This window comes from Streptomyces sp. NPDC054786, from assembly GCF_053611685.1.
The window spans coordinates 85,586-103,405 of sequence record NZ_JBSHAW010000003.1 but is presented as its reverse complement, the minus strand read 5'-3'; the positions used below and the strand labels follow the sequence as shown (position 1 = coordinate 103,405).

The 17,820-nt window shown below is 71.3% G+C and carries 14 protein-coding genes; 9 read left to right on the top strand and 5 right to left on the bottom strand.

The window, feature by feature from the left end:
* The first annotated feature begins 68 nt into the window (after positions 1-68).
* Entirely contained in the window at positions 69-1,025 is a 957-nt protein-coding gene (locus tag ACWGI6_RS04065; RefSeq protein WP_453266013.1) for an NAD-dependent epimerase/dehydratase family protein, read from the top strand.
* A gap of 64 nt (positions 1,026-1,089) precedes the next feature.
* Here ACWGI6_RS04065 and ACWGI6_RS04060 read toward each other — a convergent pair whose 3' ends face one another.
* A complete protein-coding gene (locus ACWGI6_RS04060) occupies positions 1,090-1,635 on the bottom strand; it encodes a DUF4232 domain-containing protein (protein ID WP_453266012.1) in 546 nt (181 codons plus the stop codon).
* Between the two features lie 380 nt (positions 1,636-2,015).
* On the opposite strand from ACWGI6_RS04060, the gene ACWGI6_RS04055 reads away from it, so the two are divergent.
* Positions 2,016-4,277 (top strand): FUSC family protein, encoded by a 2,262-nt coding sequence (locus ACWGI6_RS04055; protein ID WP_453266011.1) that lies wholly within the window; start codon positions 2,016-2,018, stop codon positions 4,275-4,277.
* Between the two features lie 87 nt (positions 4,278-4,364).
* On the opposite strand, the gene ACWGI6_RS04050 is transcribed toward ACWGI6_RS04055, so the two are convergent.
* Both ACWGI6_RS04050 and ACWGI6_RS04045 read right to left on the bottom strand, forming a co-directional pair.
* The gene (locus tag ACWGI6_RS04050) at positions 4,365-5,096 is read right to left on the bottom strand and encodes a ribonuclease H family protein (protein ID WP_453266010.1); all 732 of its coding nucleotides are present in this window, start codon (positions 5,094-5,096) and stop codon (positions 4,365-4,367) included.
* 172 nt (positions 5,097-5,268) lie between these two features.
* Positions 5,269-5,946: an AIM24 family protein gene (locus ACWGI6_RS04045; RefSeq protein ID WP_453266009.1), complete on the bottom strand. Its 678-nt coding sequence runs from the start codon at positions 5,944-5,946 to the stop codon at positions 5,269-5,271.
* Positions 5,947-6,226: 280 nt separating this feature from the next.
* On the opposite strand from ACWGI6_RS04045, the gene ACWGI6_RS04040 reads away from it, so the two are divergent.
* Complete coding sequence (locus tag ACWGI6_RS04040) at positions 6,227-7,729, top strand: exopolysaccharide biosynthesis polyprenyl glycosylphosphotransferase (protein WP_453266008.1); 1,503 nt, start codon at positions 6,227-6,229, stop codon at positions 7,727-7,729.
* 91 nt (positions 7,730-7,820) lie between these two features.
* On the opposite strand, the gene ACWGI6_RS04035 is transcribed toward ACWGI6_RS04040, so the two are convergent.
* A complete protein-coding gene (locus tag ACWGI6_RS04035) occupies positions 7,821-8,765 on the bottom strand; it encodes a GDP-L-fucose synthase family protein (RefSeq protein ID WP_453266007.1) in 945 nt (314 codons plus the stop codon).
* Between the two features lie 179 nt (positions 8,766-8,944).
* Here ACWGI6_RS04035 and gmd point away from each other — a divergent pair, with 179 nt between their 5' ends.
* Genes gmd through ACWGI6_RS04020 form a run of 3 tightly spaced genes read left to right on the top strand, consistent with a single transcriptional unit; the run spans position 8,945 to position 11,615 of the window.
* A complete protein-coding gene (gene gmd, locus ACWGI6_RS04030) occupies positions 8,945-9,958 on the top strand; it encodes a GDP-mannose 4,6-dehydratase (RefSeq protein WP_393904809.1) in 1,014 nt (337 codons plus the stop codon).
* Entirely contained in the window at positions 9,955-10,491 is a 537-nt protein-coding gene (locus tag ACWGI6_RS04025) for a putative colanic acid biosynthesis acetyltransferase (protein ID WP_453266006.1), read from the top strand. The genes gmd and ACWGI6_RS04025 overlap by 4 nt, the downstream gene beginning before the upstream one ends.
* Positions 10,488-11,615 (top strand): glycosyltransferase, encoded by a 1,128-nt coding sequence (locus ACWGI6_RS04020; RefSeq protein WP_453266005.1) that lies wholly within the window; start codon positions 10,488-10,490, stop codon positions 11,613-11,615. The genes ACWGI6_RS04025 and ACWGI6_RS04020 overlap by 4 nt, the downstream gene beginning before the upstream one ends.
* Positions 11,616-11,656: 41 nt before the next feature.
* On the opposite strand, the gene ACWGI6_RS04015 is transcribed toward ACWGI6_RS04020, so the two are convergent.
* The gene (locus ACWGI6_RS04015; RefSeq protein WP_453266004.1) at positions 11,657-12,898 is read right to left on the bottom strand and encodes a glycosyltransferase; all 1,242 of its coding nucleotides are present in this window, start codon (positions 12,896-12,898) and stop codon (positions 11,657-11,659) included.
* Between the two features lie 152 nt (positions 12,899-13,050).
* On the opposite strand from ACWGI6_RS04015, the gene ACWGI6_RS04010 reads away from it, so the two are divergent.
* Genes ACWGI6_RS04010 through ACWGI6_RS04000 form a run of 3 tightly spaced genes read left to right on the top strand, consistent with a single transcriptional unit; the run spans position 13,051 to position 17,803 of the window.
* On the top strand, positions 13,051-14,556 hold the full coding sequence (locus tag ACWGI6_RS04010) for a hypothetical protein (RefSeq protein WP_453266003.1): 1,506 nt from the start codon (positions 13,051-13,053) through the stop codon (positions 14,554-14,556).
* Positions 14,553-16,235, top strand: coding sequence for a polysaccharide biosynthesis tyrosine autokinase (locus tag ACWGI6_RS04005; RefSeq protein WP_453266002.1), 1,683 nt, complete (start codon positions 14,553-14,555; stop codon positions 16,233-16,235). The genes ACWGI6_RS04010 and ACWGI6_RS04005 overlap by 4 nt, the downstream gene beginning before the upstream one ends.
* Entirely contained in the window at positions 16,232-17,803 is a 1,572-nt protein-coding gene (locus tag ACWGI6_RS04000) for an oligosaccharide flippase family protein (protein ID WP_453266001.1), read from the top strand. The genes ACWGI6_RS04005 and ACWGI6_RS04000 overlap by 4 nt, the downstream gene beginning before the upstream one ends.
* Positions 17,804-17,820 lie beyond the last annotated feature (17 nt).

Sequence of the window (17,820 nt, the reverse complement as noted above, 5' to 3'; positions counted from 1 at the left end):
CGGCGCTCCGCCCGTCCACCCCCTCGGCCCTCGGTCACCGGCCATCGGCTCGCAGAGAAGGAACCGCCATGTCTGCCACAGCACGTCCCCTCCATGCAGTGCTCGGCGCCGGGCCCGCAGGCACCGCACTCGCCGGCGAACTCGCCCGCCGCGGTCACGCCGTACGGCTGGTCAGCCGCTCGACTCCGGACGCCGCCGTCGAGGGCATCGAGCGGTACGCCGCCGATGTGAGCACTCCCGAGGGGGCACTGGCCGCCGTCGAGGGCGCCGCCGTCGTGTACCACTGCGTGAATGTCGACTATCACCGCCAGGTCGAGGTGATGCCCCGGGTCCAGCAGTCGGTGCTGGCCGCCGTCGAGACCACGGGCGCCCGACTGGTCGTCCTGGACACGCTGTACCCGTACGGCCCGACGCACGGCGAGGTGATGACGGAGGACACTCCGTGGCGGGCGACCAGCCGCAAGGGGCAGATGCGGGCACAGCTGGACGAGCACTATCTCGCCGCCCACCGTGCGGGGCGCGCCCGGGTCGTCCTCGCGCGGTCGGCGGACTTCGTCGGCCCCGGCGTGCTCAACTCGACGCTCGGCGGAGCGGTCTTCCCCGGCGCGCTGACCGGAGGCGAGGTCCTGGGCATGGGCGATATCGACCTGCCGCACAGCTACACGGACATCCGTGATGTGGCGGCCGGGCTCGCCACGCTCGGCGAACACCCGGAAGGCGACGGCAGGGTCTGGCATCTGCCCACCGCTCCCGCCGTCACCACGCGCGAGATCCACTCGATGATCGAGGAGCGGGTGGGGCGCCCGCTGCGGAGCGTCATCCTCGCCGAGCCGCGCCCCTTCGGGCCGTTCGACGCGGCCTTCATGGACGAGTACGCGGAGATGTTCTACCAGCACACCGAGCCGCAGATCGTGGACTCGGCAGCCTTCGCGCGGACCTTCGGCGTCCATCCGACACCTCTGGGCGCCACTCTCGACGCCACCGTCGACTGGTACCGCACACTTCTGGCCGGCGCCCGCGGCTGACCCGGCGCCCGCAGAGCGAAGGCCCGGCGCTCGGTGCGCCGGGCCTCCGCTCTGCCGGGAGAGGTCAGGAAGCGCTGGGCAGCTTCGCCGACCAGGCGGTCACGGACAGCGCCCCGCCGTCGACGGCGTTGTCGAAGGCCACGACGCTGTGCGAGTTGCTGCCCGTCGGAGACACCTGCAGGTACTTGGCCTGCGCGGAGGACGGACCGGCGTGCGTCCAGACCAGGTCCGCGAAGGCGCTCTTGCCCGGCTTCAGGGTGACCTGGTGCGCGCCGGGGTCCTTGGCGAAGTAGGTGTCACCGTGGTGCGCGGTGGTCTTCAGGGCCGTGTGACCGGCGCCCTCCAGCGCCAGTCCCGGGTAGCCGCTTATCGCGCACGCGCTCTCCCCCGTGTTCGTCACCTTCAGGTAAGTGCCCGCGTGATTCATTCCGGCCTGGCTCGAACCCGCGCTGGTGGTCGTGGCCTTCAGCGTCCCCGGTTCGCACTCGCCGGCCGCGGCCGCGCCGGATCCTGCCGTACCGGCTGCGGAGGCAATTCCGGCGCTCGCCCCCGCAGCAAGGGCGACAGCGGCGGTGACGGTGGCGACGGTACGCAGACCACGGATGGTCATCAGTCATCAACTCCCTCTTCTCCGGAACCCGGAGAAACATCGGTGCAACACCGCCGTCCGGCCCGTGCGGCTCCCTCCAGCCACCCGGGAAGGGTGACTCCGAGCGGGAGAGCCGACGGGGGACGGCCGGTCTCGTTCGTTTCGCACCACTCACCCTGGGTGCCGCCGCTGATGATCGGCTAACGGTCGGCTAACGCCGGGAAATCCAGGGGTGCGAGAAGACGAAGGAGTGCGTGAAGCAGGGGAGTTGGCGGGGGTCCGCGGAACTCACAGCTGCCGCGCGGCTGCGCCGGGACGGTGCGGATGAAGCCATTCCGATCAGGCGTGCGATGCTGGAGCACCCCTGACCAAGGCAAGAAGTGGGAGTGTACGGCATCGTGATGGCAGCGATACGGCGGACTGGGACGAGAACCTGGGACCGCTTCGCGGCATCCGACCCAGGGCTCCTGCGGCTCAAGGCGGGGCTGCGGACGGTCGGGGCGATCGTGCTCACGCTCGTCGTCCTCGCACTGCTCCGGACCGGCATCACCCTGATGGTCGCGGGCGCCATGGCGGCCATGGTCGCCACCTTCGCGATCCGGGAGAAGGAGGTCCGCGGGCAGGCGATCACGCTTGCGCTGGGCCTGCCCGTCGCGCTGGCCGCCATGTCACTGGCGGCGCTGCTGCAGGCCCTGGTGATCGCCGGTGATGTGTTCTTCGTCCTCCTGATCTTCGGCGCCGTCTACTCCCGGCGGTTCGGTGACCGCGGCACCGCGCTCGGCCTGATCGGCTTCCAGGTCTACTTCGTCTCGCTGTTCGTGCACGCCACCCTCCCCGCCCTCCCCGAGCTGTATCTGACCCTGGGCGTTGCCTTCGCGTGCAGCGCGGTCGTACGGTTCGCCGTCGTCCTGGAGACACCGCAGCGCACCCTGGGCCGGCTGCGCGAGGCCTTCCGGGCCCGCCTCGCCCAGCTGCTGGCCACCCAGATAGAGCTGCTGGACGCCGGCCCCGAGGACCTGGACAAGGTCCTCGACGACCTGCGGCGGCACACCGCCCGGCTGCACGAAGCGGCCTTGATGATTCAAGGCCTCCTGGAGGAGGGCACCCGCGACGCGGGCGTGGCGGGACTGGTGCAACGCCGCGTCGCCGATGCCGAGATCGCCGCCGAGCGGCTGGGCATGCTGATACTCAACGCCCGCAGCGCCGAGCGGGCGGACACCCTCACCATGCATCTGCCGCACGCCCCCGTGCCGGCCACGGCGACCCGTACGCAATCCGAGGACGATGCCACCGTCACCCTGCGCCGGGATCTGAACGCACTGCTCCTGCTGGTCGCCCGGCGCGCGCCCGACGACCGCGGCACCGCGCTGGCCCATGTACGCAACAGGCTGCTCGGCTACCGCGACGAGGACGACCTGCCGCGCGCCTCCTCCGTCGTCCAGGACGTCTTCCGCGGGCTCGGTGAGGCCGCCCGTGCCGTGCTCGGTCTGCGGCTGGCGCTGGACGGGCCGCAGGACGAATCGGACGACACCCCGGCCACCACTCGCTCACGCGAAGAGTTCGACGCCGAGGACCTCGCGATCGTCAGGGGCGAGGAGACCGACGAGGCGGAGGAGGACCGCACCGGGCTCCAACGGCCCACCACCCGGGCCGCTTTCCAGGTCGCGGTGGGCTCGACCCTGGCCATCATCGGCGGTGAGTTCCTGTCCAGCCAGCGCTGGTACTGGGCGGTGCTGACCTGCTGGGTGGTCTTCCTCAACACCGCGTCCACGGGCGAGATCCTGGTCAAGGGCTACCGCCGGCTGGTGGGCACGGTCCTCGGCGTGGTCGCCGGTGTCGCTCTCGCCGGGCTGGTCGGCAACCACACCTGGACCGCCTTCGCCCTCGTTCTGCTCTGCATCTTCGGGATGTTCTTCAGCGCACCGCTGTCGTATGCGCTGATGTCCTTCTTCGTCACCGCGATGCTCGGGCTGCTCTACACCCTGCTCAACACCTACAGCCTGACCGTGCTGGTGCTGCGCATCGAGGAGACGGCGCTGGGCGCCGCGTGCGGGATCATCGCCGCCGTACTGGTGCTGCCGGTGCACACGGACCGCCGTACGGACGAGCAGCTGGGCACGGTGCTGGTCCGGCTGCGGGACGTCGTCTCCGCTGCGGTGGAACAGCTCAGCGGCGGGCCGGCCGTCGACCTGCTGGGCAAGGCGCGCGATCTGGACACGGCGCTGGACGATCTGCGTGCCTCCATCCAGCCCTTGACCCATCCGATCACCCCGCTGCGCGTACGGCGGCAGACCGCCCGTTACCTGGTCGCGCTCCTGGAGACCTGCGCCTACCACGCCCGTTCCCTGGCGGCGACGGCCGAACTGGTGCCGTACAGCAAGACCATCGCGGCCGATCCACGCCTCGAACGAGCGGGCCGGCGGATCGCGCACAACATCGATCTCATCGTCGCGCGCGTGCTGGAGGAGAGCACCGAGGGCGAGGTGGAATCCGGCGTCAGCATCGCCGCGATGCTGGATGCCGCCGGTTCCGGGGCACTGCGTTCCGGCACGGTCACCTTCCGCGTGCTGCGGCACCTCCAGCGCCTCGACGAGGGGGTGGTGGGCATCGCCCGCCCGCTCGACGTACCGGTGGCGGGCCCCAAGGGGGGCAAGGCCGACTAGTCCCGGGCGGTCGTCGGCCGCGTACCGGACTCCGGGCGTCAGGTGCGTCCGGAGTCCGGGTACCTCGGTGAGCCGCCGCCCGGGAAGTCAGGCACCGCTGTCCGCGCCCGTGCGGCACGCGGGGTGCCCCCAGCCGTCCGGGTTCTTGGTGATGGGCTCACCTGCCGCATAGGAGCGTCCGCAGCGGCAGCGCCCCGGGAACTTGGCGTTGAGTGTCCGCGACGCGTTCCCCGAGGTGCGCCGCTTCGGCGAGGACGCGGTCTTCGCTGCCGCTCCGGAGGCGCCTCGGCGAGTGCCTGCGGGCCGGACGGCGGCCGCGGCGGGCGGCGGCTGCGGGGAGCCGAGCTCGCTGCCGGCGGCCTCCTGGACGATCGCCGCCTGGCTCGCGGCGCGGTCCGCGAAGTCGTTCAGCGGGTCTCCGTCGACCTGGTGCGCGGGCACGTACCGGAACTCCACGGAGCGGTCCGTGAGCAGCGCGTCGATGCGCATGACGAGTTCCTGGTTGGCGACCGGCTTGCCCGCGGCGGTCTTCCACCCCTTGCGCTTCCAGCCGGGCAGCCAGGTGGTGACGGCCTTCATCGCGTACTGGGAGTCCATCCGGATCTCCATGGGAACGGCCGGATCGGTGGCTGCCAGCAGGCGTTCCAGTGCGGTGAGTTCCGCGACATTGTTCGTTGCGGTGCCCAGCGGCCCGGCCTCCCACCGCACGACGGCTCCCTCGCCGTCGGCGATGACCCAGGCCCAGCCCGCGGGCCCGGGGTTTCCTTTCGACGCGCCGTCACATGCGGCAATCACGCGTTCAGCCATGGACGCGATCATGCCAGCCGATGACGCGCCGAGCGAAGTCCCCTCCGGATACGCCCGGCGCCGGCCCGCACCTGCAGGAGGCCCCGGAGCCGGCCGCCATGTGGCGATGGCGGGCCAAGCCCTACGGCATCGATTCCCCCTTCGACCTGCTGACCGCGGTCGCCACGTACACGGTGGCGCCGGATCAGTTGCCGGCCGACTTCTCCGGGCGGAGTTCACTGGGCCGTACGATCACGAAGCCCTCCCCGTCGAGGCGGAGCTGCACGGCCTCGCCGGAGCCGCCACGGAGCATCGAGCCGAGGCTCTGCGAACGGTGCAGCGTGGTCTGCAGGCTGCTGCTCCAGCCGACCACGGCGTCGGTGTCGACAAAGACCGGGGACTGCGGGGACACGGGTATGACGAGGGGGTTGCCCTCGCACATCACCGCCACCTTGCCCTGGCCGCTGAAGACGGAGTTGAAGAGTCCGCCGCCGACCATGCCGGCGCCCTTGACGACCTTGATCTCGTAGGAGAGGGACGGGTCAAAACACAGCACATTGCGGCCGTTGACGGTGATGCCGTCGCCGGGGGCGAGGTCGATGATGAAGCAGTTGGCGGCCTCGTGCGCGAACCACACCTCGCCGCGGCCCCGTACGGCCATCAGCGCCAGCCCCTCGCCGGTGACGGCGCGCTTGAGGAACTTGCCGACGCCCTGCCCCTGCTTCTCGAATTGCAGATCACCCCGGTAGGCGACCATCGAGCCCTGTCGCGCATAACACTCCCCGTCCAGGGCGTACTTGACCGACTTTGCGTTCTGCTGGGTCATCCCGGGCGCGGTGGCCTGCGTGGCCATGTTCTCGGCGGAGAAGAGATCGCTGTTCATGGCCAGCATGCTAGGCCGGGTGCGGACAGGGCACAGCGAAAAGCCCGGCAGCGAGTGCGAGCGGGGTGCGGCCGCCGCCGGCCCGGGGCCCCGGAGCGTCGGCCGAAACCCGATCACGCCTCCGTTGCCTTGTAAACAATGGGACACAAGAACACTCAAAATAGGTAAACCGCAGCAGTCGGGTGCATCGTGCTCTAACGTCACGTCCGACACGGAGGCGGTTGTGTGGCCGGGGGGCTCCAACTGCGCCGGAAGTGAGGGGACGACCAAGTGGGGGGCCATGGGGTTGTTCGAAGCTGCCGGATCACGGGTGATCGAATCACCTGCCGGAACAGCCAAGTTGGATCGTGCGCCGGAGCGCAACGAGGGAGGCAGGGACAAGCCGACGGAACGCTGGCTCGTGCACCTGGCGTGGGTCGTGGACGCCTTCGGTGCCCTGGTGCCGGTCGGCGTGCTCTGTGCCGTGACGCGACAGCCGCAGCCGGTGCTCACCGCGGTGCTGGCCGGTCTCTCCTGGCTGGCCGTCGGAACGTCAAAGAATCGTTACACCAGGGATGAGGTGGGCAGCGGCGACGCCGTGAAGCCGGCCCTGCGGGACTGGCTGACCATGCTGGGCGTGCTGGCCGTCGTCTGCGTCGCGGTGCGGGTCGAGGTCTCACTGAAGGTCTGTGTCGTCGCGCTGCTGCCCTGCCTGGCACTGAGCGTGGCCCGGCGCAGGCTCGTACACCGGTATCTGCTGGCGATACGCCGTCGGGCGCAGGCCTTGCGACGCGTACTGATCGTCGGGGAAGCGGGCGCCGTCGATGTGGTGCTCGCGGAACTGGCGCACCGCACCGATCACGAATACGTCGTCGTCGGCAGCTGTCTCGTCGGGGAGGAAACCACCGACTCGGCGCTGCCCGTCCCAGCGCGGCTCGCTTCCGACGGTGCGGCACCCGAGGGGGCGCTGGACGGGGAGACCGTCCTCAGGTGCGCCGCGGAACTCGATGCCGATCTCGTCTTCGTGGCGCCGGGCCGTCAGCTGTCCGCGGCACGGGTGCGGCGCCTGGCCTGGGCGCTGCACGACGGAGGCCGGAATCTGGCCATACTTCCGGGCCTGATCGACGTGTCACAGCACCGGGTCCGGCTCGCCAAGGCGGCGGGCCTGACGGTGATGCACATAGACCCGGCGGCTCGACGGGGGCTTCCGGTGCTGCTGAAGCAGGCCACGGACCGGTTGGGGGCCCTGCTGCTGCTCGTGCTGTTCGCGCCCGTCTTCGCCGCGGTGGCCGCGGCCATCAGGCTCACCAGCGCCGGCCCGGTGTTCTACTGGCAGATCCGGATCGGCCGGGATCTGATGCCGTTCCGGATGTGGAAGTTCCGCACGATGGTGGTCACCGCCGACCGGATGCGGGCCGCGCTGGAGGCGGCGAACGAGAACGACGGGGCGATGTTCAAGATCCGGCGGGATCCCCGGGTGACACGGGTGGGCCGGCTGCTGCGGCGCTTCTCGCTGGACGAACTGCCCCAGCTCTTCAACGTCCTGGCCGGCCATATGTCCTTGGTCGGCCCGCGGCCCCCGCTGCCCGAAGAGGTCGAGCGGTATGACGGGACCGAGGTCCGCCGGTTATCCGTCAAGCCGGGGCTGACCGGCCTGTGGCAGGTCAGCGGGCGGTCCGACCTCACCTGGGACGAGACCGTCGCACTGGATCTGAGCTATGTGGACAACTGGTCCTACGGCAGCGACATCGGAGTGCTGGTCCGGACCGTGCGTGCCGTCGTGGACGGGCGCGGTGCCTACTAGACGCCGGGAGCGCCGGTGTGCGGCCGGCGCCTCGCCCCAAACGACACGCCCTAGGGGCGGGCGCCGGCCGCACACCACGGGACCGGCCCGTTCACACCCGGGCCGGCTCCGCCTGCCACGCCCGGTAGGTCCGGGCGATGCCCTCGGTCAGCGGGATGGTGGGAGTCCAGCCCAGCGCACGCATCTTGCTGATGTCGAGCAGCTTGCGCGGGGTGCCGTCGGGGCGGGAGGGGTCGAAGGAGATCCGCCCCTCGTACCCCACCGCGGAGGCGACACAGGAGGCGAGGTCGGCGATGGTCAGGTCCTCGCCGCATCCGACGTTGACGGTGTCGTCGCCGTCATAGCGGCGCAGCAGTACCTCGCAGGCCGCGGCCAGGTCGTCGACGTGCAGGAATTCGCGCAGTGGGGTGCCGGTGCCCCAGAGCGTGAGCTCCGCCAGTCCCTTCTCCTTCGCCTCGTGGAACCGGCGGATGAGCGCCGGCAGGACATGCGAGTTTTCGAGGTCGTAGTTGTCCCCGGGCCCGTAGAGGTTCGTCGGCATGGCGGAGATGAAGGAGGCACCGTACTGCCGGCGGTAGGACCGGATCTGGACCAGTCCGGCGATCTTGGCGATCGCATACGCCTCGTTGGTGGGCTCCAACGGCCCGCTGAGCAGGGCGTCCTCGGTGATGGGCTGGGCGGCGTGCTTGGGGTAGATGCAGCTCGATCCGAGGAACAGCAGCCGGCGCACCCCGGCGTGGTGCGCACCGGCGATGACGCTGAGCTGGATGCTCAGGTTGTCCTCCAGGAACTGCACGGGCTGGGTGCTGTTGGCCATGATTCCGCCGACTTTGGCGGCCGCCAGGACGACGGCATCGGGCCGGGCCGCGCGCAGAAACGCCGCGGTGGCGTCGGCGTCACGCAGGTCGAGCTCCGCGTGCGTACGGGTCAGTACGTCATAGCCCTGGGCGGTCAGCCGCCGGGCCACGGCGGATCCCACCAGACCTCTGTGGCCCGCGACAAAGACCCGGGCGGGTGTGGGCAGCAAGTCATCCATGGGCCGGATTGTGTCAGTGAACCCGATACGTCCACCGGCTATTTCAGGAAATATCTGCCGCACTTCGCTCTCGACCACCGGCCACGGAGCGGGTAGCGTCCACGCCCCGCGGCCCGCCGGCCGGCGCGGGAATTCCATCGATCGATCCCGATGTACATCACTTCTCGTGGGGGGAAGCCATGCCGAAAACCGCGGTTGTCACCGGTATCACCGGTCAGGACGGTTCCTATCTCGCCGAATTGCTGCTCGGTAAGGGCTATGAAGTCCACGGCCTGATGAGACGCTCGTCGAGCTTCAACACCGAGCGCATCGACCACATCTACCAGGACCCGCACACACCGGACCGCCGGCTGCTGCTGCACCACGTCGACCTGTCGGACGGGGTCGCCCTGGTGAACCTGCTGCGTGATGTGCAGCCCGACGAGGTCTACAACCTCGGGGCCCAGTCCCATGTCCGGGTCTCCTTCGACGCTCCGCTGTACACCGGCGATGTGACCGGGCTGGGCGCCGTACGGCTGCTGGAGGCCATCCGCGCCAGCGGGGTGCGGACCCGGCTCTACCAGGCCTCGTCCTCGGAGATGTTCGGCTCCACCCCGCCGCCGCAGAACGAGGCGACGCCCTTCCACCCGCGCAGCCCGTACGGCTGCGCCAAGGTCATGGCCTATTGGTCCACGGTCAACTACCGCGAGGCGTACGGCCTGTTCGGCGTGAACGGGATTCTCTTCAATCACGAGAGCCCGCGGCGGGGCGAAACCTTCGTCACCCGCAAGATCACCCGCGCGGTGGCCCGCATACAGGCAGGCCTGCAGGAGCACCTCTATCTGGGCAACCTCGATGCCGTCCGCGACTGGGGTTACGCCCCCGAGTACGTGGAGGCCATGTGGCTGATGCTCCAGCGGGACGAGCCCGACGACTATGTGGTGGCGACCGGTGTGGCCGCGACCGTACGCGATTTCCTGCAGGCCGCCTTCGCCACGGTGGAACTGGACTGGGAGCGCTATGTGCGCTTCGACCCGAAGTACGAGCGCCCCTCCGAAGTGGATGCGCTCATCGGCGACGCGTCCAAGGCGAAGAGCCTGCTGGACTGGTCGGCGAAGGTGCAGTTCGACGAACTCGCCCGGATCATGGTCGAGTCGGACGTACGGCAGCTGGCGGACGAACGCTCCGGCCACCGGGTGCGGGTGGACCGATGACGGTGCCCACCACCGCCCGCCGGCTGCGCGGTTTCAGCGGCACCGGCTACGACAAGGGGCGGGGGCTGCTGACCCAGGCCGCCTGGTTCGCCGTGCTCAACGTCCTGTTCATGAAGTGGTGGTTCCCGCCGCGGCTGCGGCCCCCGCTGCTGCGGGCCTTCGGCGCCCGGGTGGGCGAACGGGTACTGATACGGCATCGGGTGCGGGTGCAGTGGCCGTGGAAGCTGACGGTCGGCGATGACGTCTGGCTCGGTGAGGACTCCTGGCTGATCAACCTGGAGCCGATCACCATCGCCAGTGATGTCTGTGTGTCCCAGGGCGCCGTGCTGTGCACCGGAAGCCATCAACGGCGCTCGCCCACCTTCGAGTTCGACAATGCGCCGATCCGTCTGGAGCAGGGGTCCTGGGTGGCCGCCCGCGCCATGGTGCTGCGCGGCGTCACCGTCGGGGCGGGTGCGGTGGTCGGGGCCGGCGCGGTCGCCCACCGCGATGTGCCCCCGGGGGCCGTGCACACCGCCGGAGGTGCCGTATGAGGATCACCCATGTCGTGACCCTGGTGAGCGACGACGGTGCGTACGGCGGTCCGGTGAGCGTCGCCACCGGGCAGTTGGGCGAACTGGCCTCGCGCGGCCACGAGGTGGAGCTGGTCTCGCTGTGGCGGGGGCGGGGCGCGCCACCCCCGCGGTCCGTGGACGGCGTGCCGCTGCGCGCCCGGCCGGCCCGCACCCTGGTGCCGGGGCAAGGGTTCCTCGGTCTGTTCCACCCGGGGCTGCTGCCGGTGCTCTGGCGGAGTGCCGGGCGGGCCGACGCCTTGCATCTGCACGCCGGGCGCGATCTGGTCTCGCTGGCCGCGCTCGCGGTCGCCGCGGTGCGCCGCCGCCCCTTCCTGGTGCAGACACACGGCATGGTCCAGCCCCGCCGCTCGGCGGTGGCCCGGCTCTTCGACCGGGTGTACGTCCCGCTGCTGCGCCGGGCGGCGGCGGCACTGGTGCTCACCGACGAGGAAGAGACCGGGCTGCGGCAGGTGCTGGGGCCGCGCGGGCCACGCCTGGTCAGGCTCCCCAACGGAGTCCGCGCCCGGCCCGTCGCCGCGGACCGGAACGAAACCGATGTGCTGTTCCTCGCCCGGTTGCAGAGCCGCAAACGGCCGGAGGCCTTTGTGCGGATGGCGGCGCTGGTGCACCGCAAGCGGCCCGAGGTGTCCTTCACCGTGCACGGTTCGGACGAGGGGCGGCTCGCGGAGGTCCGGCGGCTGATCGCCGACGAGGGCCTCGGCGCGGTGATGACGTACGGCGGGGCCCTCGATCACGACGCCGCCGTGCGACGGACCGCGCAGGCCACCGTGTACGTCCTGCCCAGCGTCGACGAGCCGTTCCCGATGAGTGTGCTGGAGTCCCTGGCGGTGGGCACACCGGTGGTCTGCACGGACAGCTGCGGTATCGCCGCCGCCCTCCAGCGGCGCGAGGCCGCGCTCGTCACCGACGGTTCGCCGGAACAGCTGGCGGATGCGGTGCTGCGGCTCCTGGAGGACCGCCCGCTGCGGGAGCGCATCACCCGCGCGGGCCGGGCGGCCGTCGAGGCGGAGTTCTCGCTGGCGGCCGTGACCGACCGGCTGGAGGAGTGGTACGGCTCCCTCGCGCGGGCCGGCGCCGGGTGACCCCGGGCGGCGGGGACGGACACCGCCCCCGCCACCCGCGGCTACCGGCCGGCCTTCGCGGTCCGCAGCAGAGCGCTGATCCGCTCCAGACCGGCCCGGCTGCTCAGCCGCTGCTCGACGTACTGCGGGCCCCGGGCTCCCAGCCGGGACGCCCGCTCGGAGTCGTCGGCGAGCGCCCGGACCTCCGCCAGCAGCGCCTTCGGGTCCTCCGGTGCGATCACCGATCCGGCGCCCGAGCGCAGCACCTCCTGGGCGGTGCCCCCTTCGACGGCCACCGAGGCGATCACCGGCCGGCCCGTCATGAAGTACGAGGTCAGCTTGGACGGCAGGCTCATGTCCAGCACGGAGGCCTTCTGGGTCACCGCGAGCACATCGGCGGCGGCGAGCACCTCGGGGAACTCCGCGGCGTCGGCGGGCGGCAGGAAGGACAGCGAGGAGACGCCCGCGGCGAGCCGTTGCAGGGACGCGCGCTGGTTGCCGTCGCCCATCAGCACGATCCGTACGGGCGCGGCTTCCTGATCGGCGAGCCGGGCGGCCTCGACCAGGACCTCCAGTCCCTGCTTGAGGCCCATGTTGCCGGCGTGCAGCACCACGGTGTCCTGCTCGGACCAGCCCAGCCGCGCCCGGGTCCGTTCCCGGTCGCCGCTCGGGCCCTCCACATGCGTCCAGTTGGGCACCACATGCACCCGCGCCCGCGGCACGCCCATCGCCGTCACCCGGTCGACGAACGACTCGTGCACCACCCCGACGACGGCGGCCCCGCGCAGGACCCTGGCCTCCACCGCCCCGGCCAGGGCGGCGGCCCGGCCACCGCCCTGGATGCCGCTCTGTTCGGCGGCGGCTCCCATCAGGTCCTGGACGACCACGACATGTGGGACCCCCGCCTGTCGCGCCAGGCGCCCGCCCAGCACTCCCCCGGCCAGGCTGGGCATCTGGGTGAGCACCACGTCGGGGCGGATACGCGGTGGCGACACCGCACCGTGCGCCAGGATGCTCGCCTCGAACAGCGCCCGGCGCAGGGCGGTCTGACGCGGCGGCACGGTGTGGCGCCGACGGTGCACCGTGACCCCGCCGCGGCGCTCGCGTATCCGCCACCGGCCGCGATACCCCTCCGCCACCCGCCAGGCCGGGTAGTGCGGCATGCCCGCGAGGACATGGGTGTCGGCGCCGGCTGCTGCCAAGTGCTCGGCTATCTGTGTCGAGTACGGCCCTATGCCGGTGTGTTCGGGCGCGTAGTTGGTCGAGACCACCAGCACACACCGGCCCGCGAACGAGTCTTCCAAGACTGGCCCCCCTCTGGATGTGCGGTCATCGTAGGAGCCCGCCGGGGCCCGCGGACTGTGAATTGGGTTGCGATTGTGTCCCGAAGGCGCCCTTGTCTCCCGATGTCCCTTAGATTGTGGGCGCTGGTGGGGAGTTGGGGGGAGGTGGGCCGATGATGCCTGTGAAGCGGCCCGGCGCCGCGGCACCGGTGCGTGGCATCGCCGCACTGTGCTGCTGGGCGCTGCTGCTGGTGGTGCTGGTGCCGGTGTTGATCCTGCAGTCGCTGGACGCCCGCTTCGGTGCCGCGCTCGCCGTGCAGTGCGTGGTGGTGGTGCACACCGGTGCGGCGCTGGCCCGGGTGCTGACGGATGTGCGGGCCCGGGTGATCGCCTTCGGCTTCTGGCTCTTCTCGTACGTATGGCTGGGGCTTGCGCCGTTGGCCATGCTCGCGACGGACGCGTATCCGCGGGGGTTCGTCGTCGACGCGAACACCGCGTTCGTGACAACGGCCGTGGTCGAGACGGGACTTCTGGCCTACAGCGCGGGCTCGGCGGTGGCGTCCTGGCGGTCGGCGCGTCCCTCCACGGTCCTCGAACCGCTCCTCGCCCGGCGGCTGTCGCCGGGGCGGGTGCTGCTGCTGTGCGGTCTGGCGCTGTTGCTGGCGGTCGTGCTGATTCCCGGTCAGGGCGGACTGTCGGCGTTCTTCCTCAGCCGGCAGGCCGCCAACGAGGCGGCGGCGCATGCGGAGCCCTCCGGGTCGGCGGACCGGGCAATGGCGGCCTGGGCCCTGTCCGTACCGGCGTTCTGGGCGCTGGTGGCGCTGGTGCATGTGCCGCGCTTCACCGAGGGCGACCGGACCCTGCGCGGATTACGGTGGCTGCTGCTGCCGCTGCTGATCGCGGTGAACGTCGTGGTCAACAACCCCATCAGCCAGCCGCGTTTCTGGGCCGGCACGGTCCTGCTGGCGCTGGTCTTCAGCGCGTCCTGGCTGCGGGGGCCGCGCGCCTTCCGCTTCGGTGCGGCGGCCGTGGCGGCCGTGGTGCTGGTGGTCTTCCCGTACAGCGACTACTTCCGCTACGACAAACGGGAACCCGTCCATGTCGTCTCGCTCGCCGAGCAGTTCACCTCCAACGGCGACTATGACGCGTTCCAGCAGATGGAGACGGGTGTGGACTACGTCCGGACCCATGGCTACACCCCGACGGCCGCGCTGGGTCCTCCGCTGTTCTTCGTGCCCCGCTCCGCATGGCCCGGCAAGCCCGACGACGCGGGCATCCTGCTCGCCCGGCATGCCGGCTACACCTTCGAGAACCTCTCCGCGCCGTTGTGGATCGAGTCCTACATGTGGGCGGGCTTCCCGTCGGTCGTCGCCGTCTTCGGTCTGATCGGCGCGGTGGGACGGCGCATCGACGTCCTGCGGCACCGGCTGCGGCGGCGCCGCGGCACCCTCGCGGCGCTGCTGGTGCCCGCATTCGGCTTCTACCAGCTGGTGTTGTTGCGCGGCAGTCTGATGGCCATCGTGGGCCCGCTCGCGCTGCTGGTGTGCATCCCGCTACTGATCACCCGTAAACCGGGACGGCGGGTCCTGCCGCGGTCCCCGGAGGAGCCCGCGTGCGCAGCGACGTCCACAGCGCACCGCGTCACCTCACCTCTACACACAGGAGGAGCACGTACGTGAGCGTCTTCGACGAGCCTGCGGAGGAGCCGGACCAGATCCGTGACCAGCTGCGCCAGCTCTTCCGGTATCGCGCTTTGCTCGTACTCGGGCTGGTGCTGGGCATGCTCGGCGGCGGCGCCGTGTCCCTGCTCGGTGGCTCGACCTATACGGCGACCGGCGAGGTCGTGGTGCATGCGATCAGTACGGCGCCGTTCGAGGCCGGTGGTGTCTCGGTGGACAAGCAGATCAGCATGGGCACCGAGCGGCAGATCGCCCAGAGCGCCTCGGTCGCGGCCGGCGCGGCCAAGTCCCTCAAGCTCGACGCCGACCCGGCCACCCTCCAGCGCGATCTGCGGGTGAGCAATCCGCCCGAGACGCAGACCCTGATGTTCGAGTACAGCGCGGACTCCGCGGACCGGGCGGCGGCTCTCGTCAACGCCTTCCTGCATGCGTATCTCGACTACCGGCAGGATGCCGCGAGCCACCGGATCGATACGACCGTCACCAAGCTCGGCGCCGAACTCAAGCCCCTGGAGGAGCAGCGCAAGGTGCTGGACCGGCGGATCGCGGGCGCGAGCGGGTCGGGGCGGGCCACCGACGAGTCCGAGCGCAGCAACCTGGTGTCGGAGATAGCGGATCTGCAGGGACGGATCTCCAGCCTCAAGTCCCTCGACACCACGCCCGGCGACATCGTCCGCAAGGGCGATCCGCCGGCCTTCCCGTCCAGTCCGGGTCTCGCCGTGCTGCTGCTCGCCGGCGCCGTGATCGGTCTGGTGCTGGGCATCCTGGCCGCCTGGGTCCGCTCGGTGCTGGAACCGCGGGTCCGGTCGGTGGCCGATGTGCAGGACAACCTGCGGGCACCGGTGCTGGGCATCCTGCCGCGCCGGCAGGGCGGTACGGAGCTGCTGGAGGTCGGCCGGAGCGGCCGCGGCAACCGTGCGGAGGCCTACCGCACGATCGCGTTCCGGCTGGTGCACGACCAGCGGTTCGCCGGACGGGGCAGCCTGCTGATCGTCGCCCCCCGGGAGAACGCGGATGCCGTCTCGGTCGCGGTCAACCTGGCCGGTGCGTTCGCCGAGATCGGCAACGACATCCTGCTGGTGGAGGCCGATCTGCGTACCCCGCGGCTCGCCCAGCGGCTCCCGCTGCACCCCGGCCACGGCCGGCCGGTGCCGGGCAGCTGGGCGGACGGCGAGCGGCTGGCCGTGGACGCGGGAGTCGACGGGCGCTTCGATCTGCTGCCCGGCCGGGAGGTACCCAACCCGGCGCGCACCCTGTCCTCCCCGCAGTTCGCACGGCTGCTGAACGCACCGTCGGGGCCGAACGAGAACGTCGTGGTCATCACCGGGCCACTGCTGTCGCACGCGGACGGGCTGGCCGTCGCCAAACAGGCCGCGGGCGTCGTGGTGGTCTGCGATCTGAACGAGGTCCGCCGGGACGATCTGGACCGGGTGTGGGAGCTGATCACCGGGGCCGGCGGGCACATCCTGGGCGCCGTCCTGGACAAGGGCAGCCGCGGGCCGTCGCTGCGCCGGCTGACGGACGGCGGTCCCACCCACCGCAAGCGCGGCCGCAGCCGTGCGCGCGCCGCCGTGGTGGTGGCACCGCCCGAACTGCCCGGCCCGCCGCCGCCTCGCACCGCCCCCGCGCCGGCAGGCGGAACCTCCCTCGACGCCGACACCACCTCGCTGCGCAGATGACGGCCGTCCGTCCGGCGGGCTCCGGCGGCCGGCCCACGCCGACGGCACCCGTACCGGCCGCGGCCGGCGGGCGCGGGGTGTCCACGACCGCACGCGGCAGTCTCTTCGGCCTGGCGGGCTCGGCCGCGAACGCGCTGTTCGGGTTCGCCCTCGTCGCCGTCGTCACCCATGGGCTCGGGGCCCGCGGGGCCGGCGCGGTCTTCACCGGTGTCGCGGCCTTCACCATCCTGAGCAATGCGCTGAAGCTGGGGGCCGATACCGCCCTGGTCCGCTTCGTCTCCCGGGACCTCGAACTCAGCGGCGGGGGCGGGGTGCCGGGGCTGCTGCGGATCTCGGTGCTGCCGACGCTGCTGGCGAGCGTCGCGGGGGCGGCGGTGCTGTTGCTCTCCCCCGGGCTCGCCGGCCTGCTGCTGCCCGATCTGGAGCCGGGCCAAGCCGCGGCGCTGATGCGGCTGTTCGCGGTGTTCCTGCCGGTGACGACGGTGGCGCTGGTGCTGCTCGGGGCCACCCGGGGGTACGGCTCGGTGGTCCCCTTCGTGGGCGTGGAGCAGATCGGCAAGCCGGCGCTGCGCGTCCTCCTCGCGGTGCCGCTGGTGCTGCTCGCCCCGAGTGTGGCCGCGCTCTCCGCGGCCTGGCTGGTGCCCGGGGTGCTGGGTGCGGTGGCCGCCGGTGTCTCGCTGCGCAGATCCTGCCGTACGCATCCCGGCACCGGCCGACCACCGCCGCAGGCACGGGAGTTCTGGGCCTTCGCCGGTCCGCGGGCAATCTCCTCGGTGTTCGACATCACCGCGGTGTGGACCGGGGTGATCCTGCTGTCGGTGCTGGGCACGGCCGCCGAGGCCGGCGTCTACACCGCGATCGGGCGGCTGGTCACCGCGGGGACGCTGCTCCAACTGGCGATCCGGCTGGCGGTGGCGCCGCAGATCAGCCGACTGCTCGCGGGTGGCGACGCGCACGGGGCCCAGCATCTGCACCGGCTGTCGACGCGCTGGATCGCACTCTTCTCCTGGCCCGTGTTCCTGGTCCTCGCCGCCTACCCACGGACCGTGCTGTCGCTCTTCGGCCCCGGCTTCGCCGGTGGAGCGGCCGGCCTGGTGGTGCTGGCGGCGGCCTGTCTGGTCAACGTCGGTGTGGGCAACGCGCAGACGGTCATCCTCATGGCCGGACGGAGTGTCTGGAATCTGGCTGTCGCCGGCACCGCGTTCGTGATCCAACTGGGCAGCGGCGTATGGCTGGTTCCGCGGTACGGAGTGCTGGGCGCGGCGGTTTCCTGGGGGCTGGCGATCGTGGTGGACAACGGCGCCTCGGCGCTGCTGACCCGCTATCGGCTGGGCTTTCGCACCGTCGACCGCGGCTATGTGTACGCCGCACTTGCCGCCGTCGTGGCGGTGGCGCTCCCGGTGTTCGCCATGCGGACATTTCTCGGCGACAGCGTTCCTGGCCTCTTCTTGGGAATTGTTTTGTCGATTGGGGCTTTCGGCGCTGCCGTCTGGCGCTATCGTTTGCCGCTGGGGGTAGGGGAGTTCTTCGGGGCACTACGCAAGCGTGGTTCGGAAAACTCGCGATGAACACCGGGCTCATTTCC

What these genes read in the sequence shown, in the direction of transcription:
- ACWGI6_RS04065 (WP_453266013.1), top strand. Translation starts at nt 69, where the DNA reads ATGTCTGCCACAGCACGTCCCCTCCATGCAGTGCTCGGCGCCGGGCCC.
- ACWGI6_RS04060 (WP_453266012.1), bottom strand. Translation starts at nt 1,635, where the DNA reads ATGACCATCCGTGGTCTGCGTACCGTCGCCACCGTCACCGCCGCTGTC.
- ACWGI6_RS04055 (WP_453266011.1), top strand. Translation starts at nt 2,016, where the DNA reads ATGGCAGCGATACGGCGGACTGGGACGAGAACCTGGGACCGCTTCGCG.
- ACWGI6_RS04050 (WP_453266010.1), bottom strand. Translation starts at nt 5,096, where the DNA reads ATGATCGCGTCCATGGCTGAACGCGTGATTGCCGCATGTGACGGCGCG.
- ACWGI6_RS04045 (WP_453266009.1), bottom strand. Translation starts at nt 5,946, where the DNA reads ATGAACAGCGATCTCTTCTCCGCCGAGAACATGGCCACGCAGGCCACC.
- ACWGI6_RS04040 (WP_453266008.1), top strand. Translation starts at nt 6,227, where the DNA reads ATGGGGTTGTTCGAAGCTGCCGGATCACGGGTGATCGAATCACCTGCC.
- ACWGI6_RS04035 (WP_453266007.1), bottom strand. Translation starts at nt 8,765, where the DNA reads ATGGATGACTTGCTGCCCACACCCGCCCGGGTCTTTGTCGCGGGCCAC.
- gmd (WP_393904809.1), top strand. Translation starts at nt 8,945, where the DNA reads ATGCCGAAAACCGCGGTTGTCACCGGTATCACCGGTCAGGACGGTTCC.
- ACWGI6_RS04025 (WP_453266006.1), top strand. Translation starts at nt 9,955, where the DNA reads ATGACGGTGCCCACCACCGCCCGCCGGCTGCGCGGTTTCAGCGGCACC.
- ACWGI6_RS04020 (WP_453266005.1), top strand. Translation starts at nt 10,488, where the DNA reads ATGAGGATCACCCATGTCGTGACCCTGGTGAGCGACGACGGTGCGTAC.
- ACWGI6_RS04010 (WP_453266003.1), top strand. Translation starts at nt 13,051, where the DNA reads ATGATGCCTGTGAAGCGGCCCGGCGCCGCGGCACCGGTGCGTGGCATC.
- ACWGI6_RS04000 (WP_453266001.1), top strand. Translation starts at nt 16,232, where the DNA reads ATGACGGCCGTCCGTCCGGCGGGCTCCGGCGGCCGGCCCACGCCGACG.